The 788-nt window shown below is 69.9% G+C and carries 1 protein-coding gene; it reads right to left on the reverse strand.

Annotated elements, in window-relative coordinates; genetic code table 11:
* On the reverse strand, positions 1-365 hold a 365-nt coding region (locus tag NS184_RS16930; protein ID WP_242863102.1), incomplete at its 3' end, for an alcohol dehydrogenase catalytic domain-containing protein.
* Positions 366-788: the final 423 nt, after the last annotated feature.

Below are 788 nucleotides of genomic sequence, written 5' to 3' on the forward strand. Positions count from 1 at the left end.
TCCCTCCGTGGAGTGTTTGGCTCATAGGCGCTGCGTGCGCCCCGCCACCGCTTGCGCTTGGTGAGGGCGTCCTCGTCACCGGCGACGATCGTGCCGACGAACTCGTGCCCGGGGATCCGGTCGGTCTCGGCCCACGCCGGGCGGTTCTCGTCGCCCCAGAACTTGGCCGCGCCGTGGTAGCACTTCAGGTCCGATGCGCAGATCCCGACCGCGTCGGTGCGGAGGAGCAGCTCGCCGGGTCCTGGTGTCGGGACGGGGCGCTCCTCGAGCCGGTAGTCACCCGGGCCGTGGACCACGACGGCGCGCATGGTCGCCGGGATGGTCGCGGAGCCGCTGCTCGTGGGGGTCTCGGTCGTCGTGGACATGAGGATCTCCAGGGGTCGTGGTCTCACCGCGTCATCGCGGCGAGGGCGACACTACGCGACGCAGAACAAAAGTCAAGAACAAGATTTCTGGAAGCCGACCGCCCTGTCCGAACCGGATCGATCCGGCGCGTCCACTTGCAGAAATTTCGTTACGCACATAATTTCTGCTTTGCACCACGCTGGTGGTGCCGGTCCGGGTAGGCGGATCGACGCAACGGAGCGAACCACGAGGAGCACGCGATGACGCGAGCCGACCACAGGACCCGGCGACCCGACGCAGCCCGGGCCGCCAACGGCCTCCCGGGCCGCCGCACGGCCCCAGCCGTCCGCGACGGGGCCGACCGATGACCGCCGCCGGCGCGGTCCAGCCCCCACGGAACCGTCGCGTCACGAGGCGGATCGTGCTGGTCGCGGTCGTCCTCG

The sequence above is a fragment of the Curtobacterium luteum genome, from assembly GCF_001475545.1.
In the GTDB taxonomy this organism is placed as follows: Bacteria; Actinomycetota; Actinomycetes; order Actinomycetales; family Microbacteriaceae; genus Curtobacterium; species Curtobacterium luteum_A.